We start from the raw sequence: 16,070 nt of genomic DNA, 5'->3' as shown, positions 1-16,070 counted from the left end.
CTTGACGGACTATATTTTTTTTCGTTATTTGGCGCACCGTTTAGAAAACGTTAATAAAGAGAGGTGGCCGAGTGGTCGAAGGCGCACGCCTGGAAAGTGTGTATACGCCACAAGCGTATCGAGGGTTCGAATCCCTTCCTCTCTGCAATAATTATTATATTTTTATTAAAAATTTATTTTTATATCTTTAACCCTTTAACTAATTAAATTAAGACAAACAGTAATGAAAAGATTATTTTCTATTTTGGTAATCGCCGCGGTGATGGTGCTAGGAGCCGGAAACCTAAATGCGGCCAATGATGTTAACACATTGCCTGGAACAATTGTAAATTTTGTACAGGATGAAGAGGCTGCAGCTGCCGCAGATGAGGCAGAGGAAGAAACTCTTGGTTTTCATCAGGAACTTAAAAAACGTTTTATAGAAGGTGGTCCTGCATTTATGGGGATTGTTCTTTTATGTTTAATTCTTGGTTTGGCTGTTGCCATTGAGAGAATTATCTTTTTAAATCTTTCTACTACAAACACTAAGAAATTAGCTAGAAACGTAGAAGATGCATTAAATAGTGGTGGTGTAGAATCTGCTAAGGAAGTTTGTAGAAATACAAAAGGACCTGTTGCTTCTATCTACTACCAGGGTCTGGATCGTGCAGACGAAAGTATTGACGCTGCAGAAAAAGCTGTTGTAGCTTACGGTGGTGTACAAATGGGACAATTAGAGAAAAACGTTTCCTGGTTATCTTTATTTATCGCAATTGCTCCTATGCTTGGTTTCATGGGTACTGTAATTGGTATGATTACCGCCTTCGATAGAATTGAAGCAGCTGGTGATATGCAACCCTCTCTTGTTGCCGGAGGTATTAAAGTGGCACTTCTTACCACCGTATTTGGTTTGATCGTAGCTATTATCCTTCAAATTTTTTACAACTACATTATCGCTAAGATAGATAGTATTGTAAACGATATGGAAGATGCATCTATCACTCTTATCGATATGTTGGTAGCTTACAAAAACAAAAAAAGAATCTAAGACCAGATTAAATTATGACTTTACATAAAATATTAAAATATGTATCCATCGTTATAGGCGTTATAGGTCTTATCCTTCTTGGAAGGATCTTAGCGGAAGACGGTGATGCTATAGAGGCCTCGGCCGATTTGCAAACCAGTTTGCTCAATCCATTTATGTATGTTGCATATTTAGTATTGGCAATTGTGATTGCTTTGGTTCTAGTCTTTGTGATAAAAGGCCTGTTTAAAGGAAATATAAAAAACACGCTAATTGCTGTTGGAGCATTCCTGGCGGTTATTATAATAGCTTACCTTGTAACTGACGGATCTCAAATGACGCTTAAGGACGGAGACATACTTTCGGCTAGTGCAGCGCATTGGATAAGTGCAGGTTTGGTAACTTTTTACATTCTTGCAGGAATTGCAATTTTAGCAATGGTTATTTCCGGAGTTAAAAAATTAACGAAGTAAAATTATGGCAAGAAGAGAAGCACCAGAAGTTAATGCCGGTTCGATGGCCGATATTGCTTTCTTGCTACTAATCTTCTTTTTGGTAACCACAACCATTGAGACAGATAGTGGGATTAGTAGGAAACTACCCCCATGGCAGCCAGAAGAGCAGGATCCACCGGTAATTAAAGAAAGAAATATCTTCCAGGTATTGGTTAACAGTAATAACCAGTTACTTGTAGAAGATGAGGAGATGGAGATAGAGGAATTGCGACAAGCCGCAGTAGAATTTATCGATAATGGTGGGGGAACAGGCGATGAAGCTTGTGATTTCTGCCAGGGACCAGGAGATGCTAATTCTTCTGTAAACCCACAAAAAGCTATTATCTCTTTGGTAAATAACCGGGGAACTGAGTATGGAACTTATATCGCGGTGCAAAATGAACTTGTAGCGGCTTATAACCAACTTAGAGATAGAGAAGCGCAACGTTTGTTCGGTACAAGCTTTACAGCGATGGAAGCTAAGTATAACGACTCGCGTACAAGTGAAGGTGCTAAAGAAACGCTGAAGGAGAGAATTGAATTGATTAAAGATATGATTCCTCAAAAGCTTTCTGAAGCCGAACCAACGAGTTAATAACCTAATCTAAAACTTAAATTTAAGACTCAATTATGTCTAAATTCAAAAAGAAAAAAAGCGAAGGGCAACCAGCTATTAGTACAGCATCTTTACCAGATATTGTATTTATGTTATTGTTCTTCTTTATGGTTGTTACCGTTATGCGCCAAAATACGTTAATGGTACAAAATAAACTACCATACGCCGATCAGGTTGAAAAACTGGATAAAAAAGATCTCGTTATGTATATCTATGCTGGAAAACCTAGCCCAAGATACCAACAAACTTTTGGTAAGGAAGCAAGGATTCAGCTGAACGATAAATTTGCCAGTGTTGGTGAAGTACAACAGTTTATCTTTTCTGAAAGAGAAACTAAGCGAGAAGAGTTGATTCCATATCTTACAACTGCCCTTAAGGTAGATGAAGAAACAAATATGGGATTAGTTTCAGATATCAAACAAGAATTGAGAAAAGCTGAAGCTCTTAAAATCAACTATACAACCAAAGAAGGTGATGCATTACAAAATATGCAATAAGGACCAATAGGTCATTTTTTCAAAACTGTATAAACATCCTGTCTGAATTTAAATATTTGGCAGGATGTTTTTTTATCTTTAAACTCAATATACCTGTGGTTTAAAATGAATAAATTACTTAAAATCTTTATTTGCTTATTTGTTATTTTTAGTCTTCCTCTTTGCGCCCAGACTGAAGAAGAGGTCGGGCTTCAAAGCATTCCCGACTCTGTGCCTTCGGTAATTGATAGTTTGTATCGCGAAGATCAGTTTTATGTGGGTTTAACTTTTAACCTGATAAGCAATAAACCCGATGCTATTTCACAATCAGGTTTCTCGGGAGGTCTTCACGCAGGATTTACGAGAGATTTCCCGCTTAATAAACGTCGAAATATTGCTATAGCAGTTGGTTTAGGCTGGTCTTTAAATAGCTATAGCCAAAATCTTTTTATTGGCGAAGATGAAGCCGGAGAAAGCATTTTTAGGGAATTAACTAATGATATAGATTATAGTACCAACAGGTTTTCTACACAACTGATTGAGGCGCCTTTAGAATTCCGCTGGCGAACTTCTACGGCTGAAACTTATAAGTTCTGGAGAATTTATACCGGATTAAGATTTGGTTATATCTATCATTTTAAAAGTAATTTTGTACAGCCCGGTAATCAGGTTGTTCAAACCGAGGTTCCCGAATTAGATCGTTTCCGGATGGGGGCAACCTTTACATTCGGCTTTAATACTTTCAACTTCCATCTCTATTATAGTTTAAATTCCCTATTTCCAGATGCTCAGTTAAATGGCGAGACCATAGATGTTTCTGTATTTAGAGCGGGGCTTATGTTCTATATTTTATAGCCAAAGGTTTAAAACCAGAACTTGAGTTATCATTCCACAGGCAAGACCAAGTACCAGTTCGTTAATGCTATGAGCTTTATAATAGATCCTCGAAGAAGCGGTTAAACCAAGCGCGAGGATCAAGAAGCTAATCGTATAGGTAAGATCAATTTTAAAATTGAGACTTATCCCGATTAGAAACACCAAAAGACCACCTAAGCCCATCATATGTAAACTGGCTTTGAGTTTAAATACCACCAGCACAAAGGCCACTATTGTAGCGAAAAGAATTCCGGTAAAATAGTAATAGAGGGCGGCATAATTGTAGGCATTTAAAATCTGGTTTAACACCATGGTGATTAAAATAGTATAAAAGATCAGCGGCCATTTTCGTTCTTTTACGTCAACTAAAAAGACAGATTGTGCTTTTCCGAGGTTTTTCAGTAAAAAATAAAAGACTACAGGAATAAAGATAGTAAGTATGGCAATAGCCAGTAATTTTGCTTGCACAACACCTTCGGGAAAGAATCTAGGTGTAAAAATAAAATACAAAAAACTACCCGCCAGCGGTAGCCATAGCGGATGAAAAATAAATGAAGCGCTTTTTAAAAGGAATCTCATTAAATCTCTTTTCGAAGCCTGGCAACCGAAATGTCTAATTGCTCTCTATATTTTGCCACTGTTCGGCGCGCAATAGGGTAACCTTTGTCTTTTAAAACTTTTGCGAGTTTCTCATCGGTAAGAGGTTTTCGCTTGTCTTCTTCCTCTATAGACATTTCCAGGATCTTTTTTATCTCACGTGTAGAAACATCTTCACCCTGATCGTTTTTCATAGATTCAGAGAAGAATTCTTTAATGAGTTTGGTTCCGTAAGGCGTGTCCACATATTTACTGTTCGCTACACGGGAAACCGTAGAAACGTCCATTTCTATTTCATCTGCAATATCCTTTAAGATCATTGGTCTAAGATAGCGCTCGTCCCCGGTAAGAAAATATTCTTTCTGGTAGTTCATAATAGAACTCATGGTCACCATCAAGGTTTGCTGCCTTTGTTGTATGGCTTCTATAAACCATTTTGCGGCATCCAGTTTCTGTTTTATAAACATAACCGCATCTTTCTGGGCTTTCGTTTTTTCTTTAGATTCCTTATAACCTTTTAGCATATCGCTATAATCACGGGAAACGTGCATTTGCGGAGCGTTTCTTCCGTTTAGGCTTAATTCTAAATCTCCATCTACAATTTTTATGGTAAAATCTGGAATGACGTGCTCTACCATTCTTGTATTTCCTGAATAAGAACCACCTGGTTTTGGGTTTAGATGTTCAATGACATCTATGGCTTCCCGAAGTTCATCCTCAGAAATATCGTGCCTGGAAATTATTTTGGTGTAATGCTTTTTGCTGAATTGGTCAAAAGAGCGATCCAGGATATCCTCGGCTAATTCTACAGCCTTTGTGGGCTCTTTTCGTCTTAATTGAATAAGTAGGCATTCCTGAAGAGATCTTGCTCCTACACCCGCCGGATCCAGTTCCTGAACCTTTTTTAATACTTTCTCTACCGAATCTTCATCGGTATAAATATTTTGAGTGAAAGCCAGGTCATCTACAACATCTTGCAATTCCCTTCTCAGGTAACCACTCTCATCTACACTTCCCACAAGGAATGCAGCTATTTTTTCTTCGGTTTCATCAAACCTAAGAGTGCTTAATTGTGTGGTTAAATATTGGGTAAATGAAGTTCCTGCAGCATAAGGAACACTTTTTTCATCATCGTCTGGGCTATAATTATTGGCTTGTAACCTGTAATTAGGCACCTCGTCGTCACTTAAATATTCATCAACATCAATTTCGGCTTCAATAGATTCAGTTCCTTCGTCTTCCCGATCTCTTTCATTATAATCGTCTTCATATTCTTCATATTCATCCTTGGTCTCCAACTTACCATCTTCCAGCGCCGGATTTTCCTCTAGCTCCTGTTTTATACGCTGCTCAAAAGCTTGCGTAGGAAGTTGTATAAGCTTCATCAGCTGTATTTGCTGCGGAGAAAGCTTCTGGGATAATTTGAGATTTAGTTGCTGTTTAAGCATAAAACTTATTTTGCTTTACTTACTAAGTGAGATTTAGTTTATTCAACGCTGGGTTGAAAGCTTTGTTGTCTCATTTAGTACTCCCGAAAAATATCGGGATGGTTTACTACAAAAATAGGCAAAACAAAGCTATGCAGCCTTTGGCACAGTAAATGATTGTGGTAAAATTTTGTTAAGTATCCTTAGCTGAATTCTTAATTTCTCTAAATTTCTTAGGAAGCTCCAGCTCAAAATTCATAATCTCTTTAGTCTCAGGATGAATGAATTCCAGACCCGTAGCCGCTAAAAACAGGCCGCCTTTTTTTATGTTTTCTGAAGTTTTGCCGTATAGTTTATCACCTACAATTGGATTCCCATTTTCAGCTAAATGAATTCTAATTTGATGCGTTCTGCCTGTTCTGGGAAATGCTTTTACCAGGCTTAATTTCTCATTTTTAAACTGAAAATGTTCTATAACTTCAATCTGTGTTTCTGCATATTTTTCTTCAATCGGGTTATATGAAATAAAGGAATCCAGGATAGTTCCGAAAACTAAAGCGTGATAACTTTTTATGATCTTCTTTTCTTCAAAAAGTCTATTTAAAGCCACCTGGGCAGCTTTACTTTTTGCAATTAATAGTATTCCTGAAGTTGGATTATCTAATCTATGTACAGGCAAAGGAGCAGGTAATGCATCTTTTTGATTGGATGGTTTTAAATTAAATGGAAGCGCGTTGGTTATAGTTTTAAAGTAATTGCCGCTGGTAGGAATCCCTGCGGGTTTATAAATAAGTGCGAGATAATCATCTTCAAAAATAATCTCCAGTTTTAAGGTGAAAACTTTCTTGTTCGGTTTTTCAGGTTCAAGAAGTTCTATTGTTTGGCCTTCTTTAATCCAGTCTGAAGTTTTTGCCGGTTGACCATCTAAAAGAATAAGCTCTTTTTTTAAAGCTTTTTTAAGCGAACTTTTGGTGGGAAGAGAAACAAAGATGGCAACCGCATATTCCTGCAACCTGATCTTTTCTGGGATAGCGGGAACAATATGGGTTTCTTTGATTTTCAATGGTCAGGTGGTTATTATAAACTAAAAGCTTTCTAAGATTCTAGGTTTCGTCAAGCTGAACTTGTTTCAGCTTCTAACATGGTATAAATTTTTAATCAAATTTGATCTCCGAATAAATTTCGGAGCAAACCCTGAAATAAATTCAGGATGACGTAGACAGGAATAAAAAACCTCACAAGTTTTGAAAGCTTGTGAGGTTTTAAAATATCTTAAAACTCGGCGTTTTGTGGAGTTCTTGGGAAAGGAATTACGTCTCGTATATTTCCCATTCCGGTTACGAATTGTACCAGTCTTTCAAACCCAAGTCCGAAACCACTGTGAACACAGGTTCCAAACTTACGGGTGTCAAGGTACCACCACAATTCTTTTTCGTCTATATCTAACTCCTTCATTTTGCTTTTAAGTACATCTAAGCGCTCTTCTCGTTGCGAGCCACCCACAATTTCCCCAATTCCCGGGAAAAGAATGTCCATAGCTCTTACGGTGTTGCCATCTTCATTAAGACGCATATAGAAAGCCTTGATATTTGCTGGATAATCGAATAAAATTACCGGGCATTTAAAGTGTTTTTCAACTAAAAAGCGTTCGTGTTCGCTTTGCAGATCGGCACCCCATTCTTCAATGATATAATTGAATTTTTTCTTCTTGTTCGGTTTACAATTTTTAAGAATCTCGATAGCCTCGGTATAACTTACTCGCTTAAAATTGTTATCTATTACGAAGTGAAGTTTTTCCATTAAGCCCATAACACTGCGGTCTGCTTTTGGCTTGGCTTCCTCCTCAGTTTTGAAACGCTTGTCTAAAAATTCAAGGTCGTCCTTGCAGTTTTCTAGAATATATTTCAATACATATTTTATAAAATCTTCGGCTAAATCCATGTTGCCATCAAGGTCGCAGAAAGCAACTTCTGGCTCTATCATCCAGAATTCAGCTAAATGACGCGAAGTATTGGAATTTTCAGCTCTAAAAGTTGGTCCGAAGGTATAGATCTGCCCAAGTCCCATAGCGTAGGCTTCTCCTTCCAATTGTCCTGAAACGGTTAAATTGGTTTCTTTTCCGAAGAAATCTTGACTAAAATCGATGCTGCCATCTTCCTTCTTTGGTGGGTTTTCCATATCTAAAGCACTCACCCTAAACATTTCGCCAGCTCCTTCGGCATCACTTCCGGTAATAATTGGAGTGTTTACATAGTGGAAGTTATTTTGCTGAAAATAACTGTGCACAGCAAAAGACAGTTTAGAACGTACACGCATTATGGCGCCAAAAGTATTGGTGCGTACTCTTAAATGAGCCTGCTCTCTAAGCTTTTCAAGACTATGGCGTTTTGGTGAAAGAATGGTAAGTTTTACCTCTTCCGGATTCGCATCTCCAAGAATTTTAAATTCTTTTACTTCAATTTCAACTCGTTGTTGATTCCCCTGGCTTTCAACCAGCGTACCTTTTACCGAAATCGCCGAGCCAACGGTGATTCGTTTTAGTTCGTCCTGGTCAAAATTTTCAAAATCTATTACACATTGCAGGTTGTTGATGGTTGAACCATCGTTTAAGGCAATAAAGCGATTGCTCCTAAAAGAACGTACCCAGCCGTTCACCTCAAATTCCTGTAGGAATTGATTGCTGTCTAATATTATAGCAATTTTTGCTTGTATCATTTATGTAAGATTTTAAAAAAACAAATATAATTTTTCCGCTTCAGCCTGCAAAGCAAGCCGGTTTTATTAATTTTTAGATTCTTCTTTTTCAATTTCAGCTTCATCCTCATCGGTATCTATAATTTTCATTGCCGGCTCCTTTAAAGTTTCCTTATTAGCAATATTCTTTTCCAGGGAAAGCAATAAAGATGGTAACAATAATAAATTAGCAAGCATTGCGAAAAGTAAGGTTGCCGAAACGAGTCCGCCAAGAGCTACAGTTCCGCCAAAACTACTGATCATAAATACTGAAAACCCGAAAAACAGCACGATTGAGGTATAGAACATGCTCACGCCGGTTTCTCGTAAAGCCGCATAAACCGAACGTTTAATTTTCCAATTATTGGCTTTTAGTTCCTGCCTGTATTTCGCTAAAAAGTGAATCGTATCATCTACCGAAATTCCGAAAGCGATACTAAACACAAGGATCGTAGAAGGTTTTATTGGAACCCCTAAAAAGCCCATCATTCCCGCTGTTACTAACAGGGGCAATAAATTGGGAACAAGAGATACAATTATCATCCTGAAAGATCTAAACATCCAGGCCATAAGCAGAGCTATTAATAAAATGGCCAGGGAAAGGGAGATCACAAGATTCTTTACCAAATAGTTAGTTCCTTTCTGGAAAATAAGAGCCTTTCCAGTCATGGAAACCTCGTAGCGTTCTTCAGGAAAGATTTTATTGATCTTTGGCCAAAGGTCTTCTTCTAAGTCCTCCATTTTGTCGGTTCCCACATCTTTCATATAGGTGGTGATCCGGGCGTATCTCCCGGTACTATCTACATAAGAGCTCAATAAGTTTTCGTTTGAAGAAAAGCCTTTAGCGTAAGGCATAATGAAATTTTGTTCCTGGGAACTTGGTAATTGATAATATTTAGCCTCGCCGTTATAGAAAGCCTGTTTAGAATATTTTACAAGTCGTGTTACCGAAATAGGTTGAGAGAACTCCGGGATTTCGGCAAGATGGTTTTGCAATTCTTCCATTCGCTTAAGCGTAGCCGATTTTAGTACGCCGTTTTTCCGTTTTGTATCTACCAGAATTTCTAAAGGCATCACGCCGTCAAACTCTTCTTCAAAGAATTTTATATCCTGAAAAAACTCTGCTTTTTCTGGCATATCTTCCAGTAAGCTTCCTGATATTTTTATGGTATAAATTCCAATTATACTCGCTACCAGGAGCATAATTGAAATTATATAAATGCTAATGCGATGATGCCTTACCATTTGTTCCATCCAGTTCACAAAACCACCTATCCAGCGCTTATTAAGGTGTTTAAGGTGTTTGTGTTTAGGTAAATTCATATAGCTATAGATAATAGGAATTATCAATAAGCTTAGAATAAATATGGCGACGATATTAATGGAAGCCACAATACCAAATTCCTTTAATAGAGTACTCTCGGTAAGTATAAATGTTGCAAAACCGGAAGCCGTAGTAATATTAGTCATTAAGGTGGCATTTCCCACTTTAGTGATAACCCGTTGTAAGGATTTTGCCTGGTTGCCGTGTTTTTTTATTTCCTGTTGGTATTTATTTATCAGGAAAATACAATTGGGAATTCCTATTACAATGATAAGCGGCGGAATAAGGGCCGTAAGCACTGTAATCTCGTAATGCAGTAAACCAATTACTCCAAAGGCCCACATCACGCCAATGCAAACCGTGATCATTGAAATAATAGTTGCTCGAATAGATCTAAAAAAGAAAAAGAAAATGAGTGAGGTAACCGCAAGTGCTGCAAGAATAAAAAGCCCAATTTCGTCAATAATATTTTGGGCATTTAATGTTCTTATATAAGGCATCCCGGAAACTTTTACATCTATGCCTGTTTTTTCTTCAAAATTGACGATTAGTGGCTGTAACTCTTCTAAAACAAAGGTTTTACGTGCTTTAGAGTTTACAATTTCCTTATTCATATAGATCGCCGACTGTACCGTATTAGAATGAGAACTATAAACCAGGTTTTCGTAAAAAGGTAATTGGTTATAAAGCTCGTCTTGATATTGCTGAAGTTCTTCTTTAGTAGGATTTTCTTCAGAAATAAAAGGAACCATTTCAAACCGGCTGGGATCTTCAAACTTTTTTAGCTGTTGAAGGTTACTAACAGAAATTGCATACTCTACTGCAGGATATGCCTCTAGTTTTTTGGTAAGTTCTTTCCAGGCCTGGAAGTTTTCAGGTTGAAAAAGCGTGGAGTCTTTAACTCCCAGAAGCACAACATTTCCCTCTTCTCCAAATTTGTCTAAAAACTCGTTATAGGCAATATTATCTTCGTGATCGTCTGGTAACAGGTTAGCTTCTGTATAAGAAAAGCGCATATTTTTCCACTGGGTAGAAAAAAACACAGTAGTGGCAACAATAAGTAGAAGTATAATTATCCTATTACGCAAAATTAATCGCGCAATCGAGTTCCAGAATCCGAAACTAAAAATCTTGGCCATGGGAAGGGTTTAAGCGAGCGCAAAGGTATAAAAAGGAAGCCTATTTATCAGGCTTTAAGCGATTAAAGTAGCGCTGGTTTAAATATCTAAATGAAAAGTAAATTTCAAGGCGAAATTTTCATCAAAGGTAGGCAAACTGTAAGGTCCGTAGCGATAGGCAGCTCCCAGACCAAAACCTAAAATTATCTTTTGTAATTCTATTCCGAATTCGTGATAACCTTCTATTAAACTTTTAAAAGGAATACTATGCTGTTCAGGATTACTGATGTCTCCAATGACGTGACGCGAGATAAAAACCAGTTCGGGCTGAACTAACCGGTGAATGTTTATAGGTCTTAATTGATGCTTAATATGTAATATCGCTTGCTTATCACTAAAAAATTCATTGTAATACATGGTTTCAAAACTGCGTCTTCCTGCTACGGAAAACCTGCTGAGAATACCATCCCGACCGGGACTGTTGGGTAGAGAATGAAATAAATGCGTAAGCGGAACTTCGCCTGTAGCATAATTGCCTTCCAAAATGATTTCGGTTCTGGATTGGTTAAGTCGTTTTATTTCGTGTTCTACCAAAAGTCCAAATTTGGTGTAATCAAAATCACCACCAAACACTCCGGAAATCCCTTTCGTGACCTGTCCGGTAAACTTGGGATAACCTTTTTCGATTAATTTGGTAGCATTTGGTGTCTTTAAAAATTTGGCAAATGGTCGCCATAAAAAAGAAAATGTAGCTTCTGAAAGGGTGTATTCAGAAAATTCCTGGCCGTTTAAAAGAAAACTATAATCCCGGGTTTGACTAATATCACTTTTAGAAAACCGAAGCTCAGTTTTAAAATCTGAACCAAATCTATGCGTTAAGCCACTACTTATGGTGCGATGTTCATAAAAGAAATTAATATTTACAAAGCGTGGTTCTACAATAGAAAATTCGTTTTTCCCCTGTAAATAATGGAAGCTTCCGGTTTCAACAATATCCCGGGTATAATTGAATTTAAGATCGGTTTCGGTAGCTTTATTAAGATAAATTGAAGTGCCTAAATTGTATTTAAAAACTTCATCTTTTGTACCATACACCAAATATCCATTTATACTGAAATCATCTGAAATTTGCTTATTGGTCTTCCCGCCAAAGCCTAACCTAATCCCTTCGTAATTATTGAATTTAAAGAATTTTCCCAGTGAAAAATCCCAAAAACCAACAGGATAATATCCAGAAGAAATGGAATTTTTAAAGTTGATTTGCTCTTCAATTTCTTTTTCTTTTATAAGCCGCTCGGCTCGCTCCTGGGTAATTTTATTTTGATTGCTTAAGGCTTCGGTTCTATTTTTCTGCCAAAAATCTTCCAAACGAGAATTTGCTTCGGGTATTACCACAATTTCGGCAGAAGTATTCAAGCTCTCCTCAGAATTCAGTTGAATATCAAAGTTGGTGCTCGTGGTGGTTAAATATAAATTAGGATCTGTCTTTCCCGGAGCGAGAATATTATTAAGAATTGATTCTTTCTTTTGTAGCGTTCCGGAAGAGATCATTCCTCCAAAGACTGAAATAGATTTGCCGCCATTTCCCGGGCGGATTGTTGTTTTTTGCGTTTTGGGGAACCATAATTTTTCTTCGGGGAAGTATTGATATTCCTGGTCTATTTCCAGTTTTACCGCCCCTAAAAGTTGTGCTTTTGCCTGCTGAATTGCGTAAGATTGGATGTCTAAATAAAGTATTCCTTCTAAACCTGCGACTGCGCGTTGCCTTTTGGGTTTAAAGTAGATCACATAAGCCGGTCGGGAAGTAGAAGTGGTATCTAGAATTTTAAAATCGTAATTTTTAAAAGCCGATTTTTGGAGCGGCCCGGCATAATCGGTTTCGAAAATGCGAAAATCTTTGTGATAAAGTGAAAACGGATTCACAGAAAGCGAAAGGATCTCATAAACGGGTTTTTCAAATCCCGCATTTTTTAAAGCCAGAACCTCTTCTTTTAAACCTTGTTTTTGAGAAAAATAAAACTTGGATATTTTTTCAGAAAAATAGCTGGCTCCAGAATTAATAACAGTGCTTAATTCAAAATTAGTACTGTCACTCTGCATTTCGAGCCTACTGGCTTCGTTATCTATTATAAACTTATTATAGTTTTTAAAGTTGAAATTTTTTAATCTTTTTTCAGGATCGTTTTGCGGTTTAAGCGCAATGGCTTTTTTAATAATGCCTTCGGCTTTATTTTTTTCAGAAGAAATAGTTACAGGCTTAAGCGCTTCAATCTTTGGCGTTAATTTAACCCTTATGTATTCTACCTCTTTTGAAACTGTGAAATTTTGAGGTTCAAAACCTATATAGGAAAAAGTAAGTTCAGTTTTGTCTTTTGTGAGGGTGAGAGAAAAACTACCGTCTATTTTACTTAGTGTTTCTTCATCTTCGTATTCTATTTTCGCGTAGGCGAGGGGCTCGCCGGTTTGTTCATTGATAATCCTTCCTTGAAGTTCTTGCTGGGCAAAGCTAATGCCTGAAAAAAGCAGAAAAAGAAGCAAGAACGGATAACGCATAGGTTTTTCTGGATTTTGAACAATTTTGATGAAGCCTTTAAATAAAGGAGGCTGTTTGAAAAACTTATTGTCGTCAAGCTGTCCCGACATTTCGGGAGTATTCAGTTTCCAGTTTAGCTCCTGAAACCAGTTCAGGATGACGATTTTAAAATTCTTCAAACAGCCTCTAAAATAACAAGAGAAAATGACTTTCTATTATATAGTCATAATTTCTTTTTCCTTGTTTTCAAGGATAGCGTCAATGCGGGTAATATGAGCATCGGTTAATTCCTGAACCTCATTTTCAGCATCTCTAAGTAAATCTTCAGAAATATCAAGTTTCTTCAATTCGTTGTTGGCTGATTTTCGATCATTTCTTACTCCAATTTTAGCATCTTCCGCTTCGGCTTTTGCTTGTTTTGTAAGTTGTTTACGGCGCTCTTCAGTTAGAGGTGGTACGTTTATAATTACACTCTCACCGTTGTTCATTGGATTAAAACCAAGGTTTGCCAGCATAATTCCTTTTTCAATATCTTTAATCAGGCTTTTCTCAAAGGGCTGAATAGAAATAGTTCGGGCATCTGGTGTATTCACATTGGCAACCTGTTGAAGCGGAGTTTGAGCTCCATAATATTCTACCATTACACTACCAAGCATTGCCGGGTTGGCTTTACCCGCCCTAATGTTTTGCAATTGTTTCTTTAAGTGATCAATCGCCTTTTCCATATTTTCTTTGGCGGTGTCTATAATAAATTCAATTTCGTCTTCCATTTTTAAAATATTAGTTGAGCGTAATAAAACTTTATAAATTAACTTTTGTTCCTATTCTTTCGCCGGTAACTACTTTTAGAAGGTTTCCGGGGGTATTCATATCAAAAACAATAATTGGCAGCTCGTTTTCCTGGCTTAGGGTAAAAGCAGTGGTATCCATTACTTTTAGACCTTTTCTAATCACATCGTCAAAAGAAATAAAATCGAACTTTGTCGCTTGCTTGTCTTTTTCAGGATCGGCATTGTAAATTCCATCTACGCGGGTTCCTTTTAAGATAACATCGGCGTGAATTTCAATAGCTCTTAAAACCGCAGCAGAATCTGTTGTGAAATAAGGATTTCCGGTTCCACCTCCAAAGATCACCACGCGGCCTTTTTCTAAATGGCGAATAGCTTTTCTTCTAATAAAAGGTTCGGCTACTTCATTTATTTTTACGGCAGATTGTAACCTGGTTTGTACATCGGCATCTTCCAGGGCGCTTTGTAAAGCCAGTCCGTTAATAACCGTTGCAAGCATTCCCATATGGTCGCCCTGCACGCGATCCATTCCTTTGCTGGCCCCGGCAACACCTCTAAAGATGTTTCCGCCACCAATAACTATGGCTACTTCTATTCCTTTATCGGTTACTTGTTTAATCTCTTCGGCATATTCTGCCAACCGATCGGGATCTATGCCATATTGGCGCTGTCCCATTAATGCTTCTCCCGATAATTTTAAAAGTATTCTTTTGTACTGCATAGTCTTTTTGTAGTGATTGGTGCAAATATAGGTAATATCTTAAATTGAAAAATAACATATTCACAATCAATCTTCCGCTAATTACTAATTTTTTTACTCGATAATCGAGATTTAAATGCTCGGAGGCTTGCCTCGAAATCAAAAAAATCCATTTAATGACTAATGGATTTGCCACAAGGTAATTTAATAAAGAAAAAGTTTGAATTCAGTTAAAATTATGTGAGGATTTTTTCAGAATGTCAGCCAGAGTTTATGAATTGAAATGGCGAGGTTTTTGCTACATTTGAATTAATAAAAATTGATAAACTATGTTAGGATATTATATAATTGCCGGGCTCATTTTTATAGTGAGTATGTATGTGAGCAATAAACTGAAGAGTAAGTTTAAAAAATACTCTAAAGTGCATTTGCAAAATGGAATGAGTGGAAAGGAACTTGCCGAAAAAATGTTGCGCGATAACAATATTAATGATGTAAAAGTTATTTCTACTCCCGGAAAGTTGACCGACCATTATAACCCGCAAAAAAAGACCATTAACCTTTCCGAAGGTGTTTATAGTCAAAGAAACGCGGCTGCTGCAGCTGTAGCAACCCACGAAACCGGTCACGCTATTCAGCATGCGAATGCCTATAGCTGGTTAACTATGAGAAGCCAGTTAGTGCCGGTAGTAAGCGTAGCTTCAAGATTTTCCCAATGGGTGATCTTTGGTGGATTGATCCTTATGGCTACAACTGCTATTGGAAGCACCGTGTTGCTATTAGGAATTATTATGTTCGGGATGGGAACTTTGTTTAGTTTTATAACATTACCTGTAGAATACGATGCCAGTAAACGCGCTTTGGCCTGGTTAGAAAACGAAAATATGGTTTCGGGCCAGGAACACGAAGCTGCCGAAGACTCCTTAAAATGGGCCGCAAGAACTTATGTGGTTGCCGCAGTTGGTTCTTTAGCAACTTTGCTTTACTTTCTTAGTATTTATATGGGAAGAGATTAATATTGAAAATATTTCTTCGGAAAATTTTATAAAAGAAAGAGGCCGTCTAAAAAGTATTTAGATGGCCTTTTTTATTGATAAAAGTTTTTGTGAGAGAAGCGCTTCTTCTTTTGTAGATATTCTTAATGATAAAAAAGGAAGGAAGCCCCCTTCCTATGCTATACTGAATTTTCTTAAGTTGTGCGCCATAGCGATTAACCCTATTTCAGTAGTTACTTTCTCCATTCCCCGAAGCATAAATCGCTTGAAGCCCATGTTTTGCTTGATATTCCCAAAAACGGCTTCCACATCTCAGCACCGACGTTTACGATGTGCTATTCCCGCTTCACTTAATAGTAGGTTCCTAGCTTTTTCTTTGAGACGGAT

The 16,070-nt window shown here is 37.4% G+C and carries 14 protein-coding genes, 1 tRNA gene and 1 pseudogene; 7 read left to right on the top strand and 9 right to left on the bottom strand.

Features of this window, described 5'->3' with window-relative positions; all coding sequences use genetic code 11:
* The first annotated feature begins 57 nt into the window (after positions 1–57).
* The 6 genes from B5440_RS14475 (at position 58) to B5440_RS14450 (ending at position 3,447) form a co-directional block, all read left to right on the top strand.
* Positions 58–145, top strand: a tRNA-Ser gene (locus tag B5440_RS14475).
* A 78-nt stretch (positions 146–223) separates the two neighbouring features.
* The gene (locus tag B5440_RS14470) at positions 224–1,027 is read left to right on the top strand and encodes a MotA/TolQ/ExbB proton channel family protein (RefSeq protein WP_070054658.1); all 804 of its coding nucleotides are present in this window, start codon (positions 224–226) and stop codon (positions 1,025–1,027) included.
* Between the two features lie 14 nt (positions 1,028–1,041).
* Positions 1,042–1,479, top strand: a complete 438-nt coding sequence (locus tag B5440_RS14465) for a hypothetical protein (protein ID WP_070054657.1) — start codon at positions 1,042–1,044, stop codon at positions 1,477–1,479.
* A gap of 4 nt (positions 1,480–1,483) precedes the next feature.
* A complete protein-coding gene (locus tag B5440_RS14460; protein WP_070054656.1) occupies positions 1,484–2,095 on the top strand; it encodes an ExbD/TolR family protein in 612 nt (203 codons plus the stop codon).
* Between the two features lie 35 nt (positions 2,096–2,130).
* The gene (locus B5440_RS14455; protein WP_070054655.1) at positions 2,131–2,613 is read left to right on the top strand and encodes an ExbD/TolR family protein; all 483 of its coding nucleotides are present in this window, start codon (positions 2,131–2,133) and stop codon (positions 2,611–2,613) included.
* Between the two features lie 105 nt (positions 2,614–2,718).
* Positions 2,719–3,447, top strand: a complete 729-nt coding sequence (locus B5440_RS14450; RefSeq protein WP_070054654.1) for a porin family protein — start codon at positions 2,719–2,721, stop codon at positions 3,445–3,447.
* Here the strand turns inward: B5440_RS14450 and B5440_RS14445 are convergent.
* From B5440_RS14445 to pyrH, 8 genes are all read right to left on the bottom strand, one after another.
* Positions 3,442–4,047: a hypothetical protein gene (locus tag B5440_RS14445; protein WP_070054653.1), complete on the bottom strand. Its 606-nt coding sequence runs from the start codon at positions 4,045–4,047 to the stop codon at positions 3,442–3,444. The two genes, B5440_RS14450 and B5440_RS14445, sit on opposite strands and share 6 nt — an antisense overlap.
* Positions 4,047–5,513, bottom strand: a complete 1,467-nt coding sequence (gene rpoN, locus B5440_RS14440; RefSeq protein ID WP_070054652.1) for an RNA polymerase factor sigma-54 — start codon at positions 5,511–5,513, stop codon at positions 4,047–4,049. Before rpoN ends, B5440_RS14445 begins: the two co-directional genes overlap by 1 nt.
* A 172-nt stretch (positions 5,514–5,685) precedes the next feature.
* On the bottom strand, positions 5,686–6,555 hold the full coding sequence (locus B5440_RS14435; protein ID WP_070054651.1) for an RluA family pseudouridine synthase: 870 nt from the start codon (positions 6,553–6,555) through the stop codon (positions 5,686–5,688).
* A gap of 209 nt (positions 6,556–6,764) precedes the next feature.
* Positions 6,765–8,207 carry an asparagine--tRNA ligase gene (gene asnS, locus B5440_RS14430; RefSeq protein WP_070054650.1) on the bottom strand — a complete coding sequence of 481 codons (1,443 nt, stop codon included), beginning with the start codon at positions 8,205–8,207 and terminating at the stop codon, positions 6,765–6,767.
* 66 nt (positions 8,208–8,273) lie between these two features.
* A complete protein-coding gene (locus tag B5440_RS14425; protein ID WP_070054649.1) occupies positions 8,274–10,688 on the bottom strand; it encodes an efflux RND transporter permease subunit in 2,415 nt (804 codons plus the stop codon).
* 78 nt (positions 10,689–10,766) lie between these two features.
* The gene (locus B5440_RS14420; RefSeq protein ID WP_232756024.1) at positions 10,767–13,379 is read right to left on the bottom strand and encodes a DUF5686 family protein; all 2,613 of its coding nucleotides are present in this window, start codon (positions 13,377–13,379) and stop codon (positions 10,767–10,769) included.
* A gap of 36 nt (positions 13,380–13,415) precedes the next feature.
* Positions 13,416–13,970 carry a ribosome recycling factor gene (gene frr / locus B5440_RS14415; RefSeq protein ID WP_070054648.1) on the bottom strand — a complete coding sequence of 185 codons (555 nt, stop codon included), beginning with the start codon at positions 13,968–13,970 and terminating at the stop codon, positions 13,416–13,418.
* 31 nt (positions 13,971–14,001) lie between these two features.
* Positions 14,002–14,709: a UMP kinase gene (gene pyrH / locus B5440_RS14410; protein ID WP_057482579.1), complete on the bottom strand. Its 708-nt coding sequence runs from the start codon at positions 14,707–14,709 to the stop codon at positions 14,002–14,004.
* Positions 14,710–15,017: 308 nt separating this feature from the next.
* Between pyrH and B5440_RS14405 the strand changes: the two genes are divergently transcribed.
* Complete coding sequence (locus B5440_RS14405; protein WP_070054647.1) at positions 15,018–15,704, top strand: zinc metallopeptidase; 687 nt, start codon at positions 15,018–15,020, stop codon at positions 15,702–15,704.
* A gap of 153 nt (positions 15,705–15,857) precedes the next feature.
* Here B5440_RS14405 and B5440_RS15920 read toward each other — a convergent pair.
* A pseudogene (locus tag B5440_RS15920) lies at positions 15,858–16,070 on the bottom strand (transposase); the annotation flags it as partial.

It is taken from the genome of Salegentibacter salarius (assembly GCF_900168265.1).
In the GTDB taxonomy this organism is placed as follows: Bacteria; Bacteroidota; Bacteroidia; order Flavobacteriales; family Flavobacteriaceae; genus Salegentibacter; species Salegentibacter salarius.
This window is presented reverse-complemented; position numbering and strand designations above follow the sequence as displayed.

What these genes read in the sequence shown, in the direction of transcription:
- B5440_RS14470 (WP_070054658.1), top strand. Translation starts at nt 224, where the DNA reads ATGAAAAGATTATTTTCTATTTTGGTAATCGCCGCGGTGATGGTGCTA.
- B5440_RS14465 (WP_070054657.1), top strand. Translation starts at nt 1,042, where the DNA reads ATGACTTTACATAAAATATTAAAATATGTATCCATCGTTATAGGCGTT.
- B5440_RS14460 (WP_070054656.1), top strand. Translation starts at nt 1,484, where the DNA reads ATGGCAAGAAGAGAAGCACCAGAAGTTAATGCCGGTTCGATGGCCGAT.
- B5440_RS14455 (WP_070054655.1), top strand. Translation starts at nt 2,131, where the DNA reads ATGTCTAAATTCAAAAAGAAAAAAAGCGAAGGGCAACCAGCTATTAGT.
- B5440_RS14450 (WP_070054654.1), top strand. Translation starts at nt 2,719, where the DNA reads ATGAATAAATTACTTAAAATCTTTATTTGCTTATTTGTTATTTTTAGT.
- B5440_RS14445 (WP_070054653.1), bottom strand. Translation starts at nt 4,047, where the DNA reads ATGAGATTCCTTTTAAAAAGCGCTTCATTTATTTTTCATCCGCTATGG.
- rpoN (WP_070054652.1), bottom strand. Translation starts at nt 5,513, where the DNA reads ATGCTTAAACAGCAACTAAATCTCAAATTATCCCAGAAGCTTTCTCCG.
- asnS (WP_070054650.1), bottom strand. Translation starts at nt 8,207, where the DNA reads ATGATACAAGCAAAAATTGCTATAATATTAGACAGCAATCAATTCCTA.
- B5440_RS14425 (WP_070054649.1), bottom strand. Translation starts at nt 10,688, where the DNA reads ATGGCCAAGATTTTTAGTTTCGGATTCTGGAACTCGATTGCGCGATTA.
- frr (WP_070054648.1), bottom strand. Translation starts at nt 13,970, where the DNA reads ATGGAAGACGAAATTGAATTTATTATAGACACCGCCAAAGAAAATATG.
- pyrH (WP_057482579.1), bottom strand. Translation starts at nt 14,709, where the DNA reads ATGCAGTACAAAAGAATACTTTTAAAATTATCGGGAGAAGCATTAATG.
- B5440_RS14405 (WP_070054647.1), top strand. Translation starts at nt 15,018, where the DNA reads ATGTTAGGATATTATATAATTGCCGGGCTCATTTTTATAGTGAGTATG.